Genomic DNA, 6,000 nt, shown 5'->3' with positions numbered 1-6,000 from the left:
GCCGGCGGGCCCGCCCGCCCGGGGGGGGGGGGGCGCCCCCCCCGCCCCCCCCCGGCCCCCCCCCCCCCCCCGACAGGCCGGCGCGGGCCGACGGATGCGTGGCACGCCCGGGAGCTACGCCCGGGGGCCACGCCCGGGGCCGGGCAACGCCCGACAGGCCGGCGCGGGCCGACGGATGCGTGGCACGCCCGGCGAGCCCCGCCGGTGCCGCCCAGGACGGGCGGGCAGCGCGGTCGGGGCAGTGTGATCAGGCAGCGTGGTCAGGTCGGGGAGGAGACCTCGGGCGGCTCCCGGACGGGGATGCCGTGTCGGCCGGGCCGCCGGCGGCCCCGCGCCCGGTCCGCCACCGGCCGTGCCGGGCGGCACCGCGGTGCCACCCGCCGTGCCGGGCGGCACGGCGGGTGGTCGCGGCGCCCGGTTCGGTCGCGGCCCGCCGTTTCAGGAGCCCGAGCGGCGCAGTGCCCCCACCGCCGCCTTCGCCGCCCTGCGGGTCAGCAGGGTCGTGGAGCGGCCGTCCAGGTAGGGCAGGACCACCGCCTGGCCACCCCAGGTGCGCAGGGCCTCCGCCTCCGGGAGGTCCTGGACGGAGTAGTCGCCGCCCTTGACCCAGACGTCCGGTTTCAGCCGGGTCAGGACCGCCTCGGGGGTGTCCTCGTCGAAGACCACGACCGCGTCCACGCTGCCGAGCGCGGCGAGGACGCGGGCGCGGTCCGCCGCCGGGTTGAGCGGGCGGCCCGGGCCCTTGCGGCGGGTGACGGAGGCGTCGGAGTTCAGGCACACGATGAGGCAGTCGCCGATGCGCCGGGCGCTCTCCAGCAGCCCGACGTGACCGGCGTGCACCAGGTCGAAGCAGCCGCCGGTGGCGACGACCGTGCCGCCCCGGGCGCGGACGCTCTCCGCGAGCGCGAACGCGTCGGTCGCGGGATCGTCCGCCGGCCGGGGCGGCGGCTCGGTGCGCCACAGGTCCGGGTTGCCGGAGCCGCCCGCGGCAACGAACGCCGCCGCTTCGGCCACGGCCCGTTGCAGCGCCTCCTCGGGCAGCAGACCGTCGGCGAGGGCGGCCGTCGCCGTCGCCGCGAAACAGTCCCCGGCGCCGCACGGGTCCCCCGCCGCCCGGTACGGCACCGGAACCAGCATCGGCGTGCCGGTTCCGGGCCGGGCCAGCAGCACCCCGCGCTCGCCGAGCGTGACGGCGACGCCCGCCGCGCGCCAGCGTTCCGCGAGCCGCGCGGCCCGCTCGGCGTACGCGCCCAGGGTCGTGTCCCCGGCACCGGGGTGCAGGGCCCGGGCCTCCGCCGCGTTGGGCGTGACCAGGCGGGCCCCGGGTACCGGCGGGTCGCCCTTGGGATGCGGGTCCCACACCAGCGGGGTGCGCCGGGCGGCGTCCTCCAGGTGGGGCCGCAGGGCGCCCGCGGTGTGGCGGCCGTAGTCGGCCACGAGGATCGCGCAGGCCCCGGCCAGTGCGCTGCGGACGTCGTCGTCGGGTTCGCCGGGGGTGCCGCCGCCCCGGTCGATGCGCACGACGGGCCGGCCACCGGCGAGGACGCGGGTCTTCACGGGCAGGGTGCCGTTCAGCGGGATCTCCAGCAGCCGGACCCGGCCGCGCAGGTCCCGCCGCACCGCCTCGCTGGCGTCGTCGTCGCCGAGCGCGGTCACCAGGACCACGTCCCGGCCGCCGCGGGCCGCCAGCGCGGCGGCCAGTCCGGCTCCTCCGGGGTGCCGCCGGTCGGCGGTGACGTCGACGACGGGCGCGGGGGCGTCCGGCGCGAGCCGGGTGGAGTCCCCTTCGATGTCCTCGTCGAGGAGGACGTCCCCGACGACCGCGATCGGCTGCGGACCGGTCATGAGGTGCTCCCGCGGGTGAGGACGGTGCGCCGTGCGAGGGACGCGGCGACGGCCGTGTCGAAGGACTCGCACAGCAGGTGGACGGCGACGAGGTGGGTCTCCTGGACGTTGGCGGTGCTGTCCGCGTCCACGCACAGGGCCTCGTGCGCGGCCTCCGCCAGGGGGTTGGGGCCGCGCCCGGTGAGGGCCCACACGCGCAGTCCGGCCTGCCGGGCGGTGACGGCGGCGGCGACGAGGTTGGCGCTGCGCCCGGAGGTGGACAGCAGCATGAGGACGTCGCCGGGGCGGCCGTGGGCGGTGACCTGGCGGGCGTAGACGTGGTCGAAGCCGTAGTCGTTGCCGATGGCGGTGACGCTGGAGGTCTCGGCGTGCAGGGAGATCGCCGAGTAGGCGCGGCGTTCGCGGCGGTAGCGGCCCACGAGCTCGGCGGTCAGGTGCTGGGCCTGGGCGGCGCTGCCGCCGTTGCCCGCGGCGAGCAGCCGGCCGCCGTCGGACAGGACGCCGGCGAGCCGGGTGCCCCAGTCCGCGATCCGGTCGAGGCCGTGCCGTCGGAACCGGCGGAGGGCCTCCTCCAATGACTCGCAGTGGACGCGCGCGGCGTCGAGGGCGGGGTGCGCGGGGAGTTCGCTCATGCGGTTCGGGCGTGCCGCCGCGGGGGACGGCGGGCCCACACCTCCTTCGGGCTCTGGGCGGGCCGGTTCAGCCCGCGCCGGTCGCGGCGGGCTCGGCGTCGAGGACCTCGCAGTACGCGGCCTCGGTGGCCGCGGCGACCCGGTCCCAGCCGTACCGGCTCAGCACCCGGCGGCGGCCGGCCGCGCCGCACGCCGCGCGGGCCGCCGGGTCGGCGAGCAGTCCGGCCACGGCACGGGCCAGCGCCCGCGGGTCGCGGGGCGGCACCAGCCGTCCGGTGCCCGGGTCGGCGACGGTGTCGAGCTGCCCGCCGACGGCGCTGGCCACCACCGGCACGCCGCAGGCCATGGCCTCCAGCGGGACGATGCCGAACGGTTCGTAGTCGGCGGGGCACACCACCACGTCGGCGGAGCGCAGCAGCGTCGGGACCTCCTCGCCTGCGACGGCGCCGGTGAAGCGGACCCGGTCGGCGACGCCCGCGTCCCGCGCGACGCCGCGCAGCCGGCGGACCTCCGGGTCGTCGTCGAGCCGGTCCGCGGGGGGCCCGCCCACCACGACGAGTTCGGTGCCGGGCAGGTCGGCCAGGGCCGCGACGGTGACCGCCGCGCCCTTGCGCGGCACCAGCCGGCCCAGCTGGATCAGCCGGTGCGGGTGGGGTCCGCGGGGCGCGGCCGGGCCCTGCGGCGTGAACCGGCCGGGGTCGACGCCGCAGGGCACGATGGCCACCTTGTGCGCGGGTACGCCCATGCGGGCCAGTTCGACGGCCTCGTCCCGGCAGGTGGCGATGACGCGGTCGCACCCCAGGCCGACCTCGATCTCGCCGGGTATCCGTTCGGGCGGGCTGGTGTCGGCGAGCCGCTGGTGCCGTTTCTTCACCGTGCCGAGGGCGTGGTACGTGTGCAGCAGCGGCAGCCCCCGCGCCCGGGTGGCGCGCAGCGCGGCCAGGCCCGACATCCAGTAGTGCGAGTGGACCAGGTCGGGTGCCCGGGTGCGCCAGGCGCGGGTGAGGTAGCTGCCGAACTCGCCCATGTGCGGCAGGAGGGCGTCCTTGGGGAGCTCCTCGGCCGGCCCGGCGGGCACGTGGTGCACCTCGACGCCGTCGCGCAGCCGCACCCGTGCGGGCAGGCCGGGCGCGTCGCGCCGGGTGTAGACGGTGACGCGGTGGCCCCGGTCGGCGAGGGCGCCGGCGAGGCAGGCGACGTGCACGTTCTGCCCGCCGGCGTCGACCCCGCCGAGGGTGGCGAGGGGGCTGGCGTGCTCGGAGACGAGCGCGATGTCGAGGGCGCCGGGGCCGCCCGGGTCGCCGTCGAGCGGCCCGGCCGGGAAGGGGCTGAGGGACGGGGTCATGAGCACACCTCCGTGATCAGGCGCTCCCAGTCGGCCAGGAAGCGCTTGAGCCCGTAGCGTTCGAGGGCCGCCTGCCGGGCCCGGGCGCCGTCCGCGGCCGCCGCCTCGGGTTCGTGGAGGTAGCGGCGGGCGGCGCGGGCCAGGACGTCGGGGCGGGTGGAGAGGGTGCCCGCGCCCGGCGGGACGGCCTCGACCGCCTCGGTGGTGGCGAGCGCCAGGACGGGCATGCCGAGGTGCATGGCCTCCAGCAGGGACAGGCCGAGGGAGGTCCAGCGCACCGGGTGCAGGTACACGCGGCGTTCGGCCATGGCCGGGTGCAGCTCGCTCTGCGGCAGGTCGGCCGTGTGGCAGCGGTCGGGCGGCAGGCCGAGGTGCCGGGCCAGGCCTTCGGTGCCCATGCCGAACACGTCGAGCGGCACCGCCTCGGCGAGGGCCGGCAGCAGGTCGGTGCCGGTGTGGCGGGCGCGGCGCACGGGTTCGTTGACGACGACGGCGGCCCGGGCGAGACGGCCGGTGTAGCGGTGGCCCGGGTCGACGATGCCGTGTTCGATCACCGCGGTGCGGGTGGTTCCGCAGTCCCAGAACAACCGGTTGAAGTGCGTGACGTGCACGACGGTGAGATCGGCGCGGTCGGCGCACGGATGCCGGGTGTCCGGTACGTCCCCGTCGGGCGCGTTGTGCTCCAGGTACACGGCGGGTACGTCCCGGCCGGGGCGGCGCCCGCCGAGCCAGCGCTCGGCCAGCTCCGGCTCGTGCGGTCGCTGCAGCAGCACCAGGTCGACGGGCGTGTCGCGCAGTGCCTCGGGCGTGACCTCGTGGACCGAGTCCGGCCAGGAGAAGGTGCGGGCGCGGCCGAGTCCGTCCGGGTCGCGGCCCGGGGTGACGGGGACGAGGTAGGTGTGCGGTCCCTGGACGAACGCGGTCGTCCACGAGCCGTGCACGTGCCACAGCAGGATGTTCATACGGTCGCTCCTCGCTCCGTCTGTTCTCCCTGGTCCGCCGGGTCGTCGGTGAGGGCCGCCACGGCGGCGAGCACCTCGGCGTCGGGGATGCCGTCCAGGCAGGGGTGTCCCGGTACCGGGCAGCGCCGTGCCCTGGTGTCCGCGCACGCGGCGTGCGGGTCGCCGAGCAGGACGTGCGGGACGCCGTAGGGCGCCCACCGCTCGGCCGGTACGACCGGTGCGAAGAGGCTGACGACGGGGGTGCCGACGGCGGCGGCGAGATGCGCGGGTCCGGTGTTCCCGGCGACCACGGCCCGGGCCCCGGCGAGGACTCCGGCCAGGTGCGGCAGGTCGGTGACGCCGCCGAGATCGAGGGCGTGGCGGCCGGCGACCCGTGCGGTCAGCTCCCGCTCGGCGCGCCCGCCGGTGACGACGACCCGGTAGCCCTCGGCGGACAGCGCGGCCACCGCCCGCGCGGCCCGGCCGGGGCTCCACGCCCGGGCGGGCACGGCGGCGCCCGGGTGGACGACGACGTACGGGCCGGGGCCGGTGAGGTGGGCCGTGCGGGGCGGCGAGGTGACGCGCAGCCGGCCGTCGTCGCCGGGCGGCAGCGCGAAGCCCGCGGCGCGGACGAGGTCGAGGGCGGCCAGAGCCTCGTGGCGGTGCGGGCGCCTGCGGTGCCGCAGGTCCAGCAGCGCACCCGGGTAGTCCTCGCTGTCGGCGGCGACCCGGGCGACACCGGCCAGCTTCAGCAGCAGGGCGACCGGCAGCGGGCTCTGGTGGTACGACACGAGCACCAGCGCCCGGTCGAAGCGGCCCGCGGCGAGCGTCGCCATCAGCCGCCGGGTGGCGGCCCGCGTCACCGGCGCGGGGTCCAGGCCGACCCAGGGGGCGTCGTACGTCAGCACGTCGTCCACGCCGGGCAGCATCCGCCCGGCCGCCGCGCCCTGCGGCCCGCACAGCAGCGCGGTGTACGAGGAACCGGCCGCGACGGCCCGTACGGCGGGGCCGGCGAGCAGCACGTCCCCGGCGCTGTCGAGGCGCACGACGAGGGTGCGGGGCGGGCGGCGGCGGGAGCGGAACGGATTCATCGCGGGCCTCCCGTGGGCGGGGGCAGGGGCCGGCGGGTGGCGGTGGTCCGGCCCGCGTCCCCGGACGCATCTGCCGCAATCGGGTACCGCGTGGCGCACCGCCGCGGCGGTGCGGCGAGCAGGGCTCGGCGCCGTTCCCGGGTGTC

At 78.5% G+C, this 6,000-nt stretch carries 5 protein-coding genes; all 5 read right to left on the bottom strand.

The genetic code is table 11. The features are described from left to right. Positions 1–438: 438 nt before the first annotated feature. A complete protein-coding gene (rfaE2, locus tag AC07DA_RS04185) occupies positions 439–1,845 on the bottom strand; it encodes a D-glycero-beta-D-manno-heptose 1-phosphate adenylyltransferase (protein ID WP_479124400.1) in 1,407 nt (468 codons plus the stop codon). Next, positions 1,842–2,477 carry a D-sedoheptulose-7-phosphate isomerase gene (locus AC07DA_RS04180; protein ID WP_479124398.1) on the bottom strand — a complete coding sequence of 212 codons (636 nt, stop codon included), beginning with the start codon at positions 2,475–2,477 and terminating at the stop codon, positions 1,842–1,844. Before AC07DA_RS04180 ends, rfaE2 begins: the two co-directional genes overlap by 4 nt. Positions 2,478–2,544: 67 nt before the next feature. Then, positions 2,545–3,822 (bottom strand): glycosyltransferase, encoded by a 1,278-nt coding sequence (locus tag AC07DA_RS04175; RefSeq protein ID WP_479124396.1) that lies wholly within the window; start codon positions 3,820–3,822, stop codon positions 2,545–2,547. Then, positions 3,819–4,784: a glycosyltransferase gene (locus AC07DA_RS04170; RefSeq protein WP_479124395.1), complete on the bottom strand. Its 966-nt coding sequence runs from the start codon at positions 4,782–4,784 to the stop codon at positions 3,819–3,821. The genes AC07DA_RS04175 and AC07DA_RS04170 overlap by 4 nt, the downstream gene beginning before the upstream one ends. Beyond that, a complete protein-coding gene (locus AC07DA_RS04165; RefSeq protein WP_479124393.1) occupies positions 4,781–5,854 on the bottom strand; it encodes a glycosyltransferase family 9 protein in 1,074 nt (357 codons plus the stop codon). Before AC07DA_RS04165 ends, AC07DA_RS04170 begins: the two co-directional genes overlap by 4 nt. Between the last annotated feature and the right edge of the window lie 146 nt (positions 5,855–6,000).

Source organism: Streptomyces sp. NPDC044921, from assembly GCF_056432865.1.
Note: the sequence above shows the minus strand (reverse complement) of the source record. Positions and strands in the feature narration are given on the sequence as shown.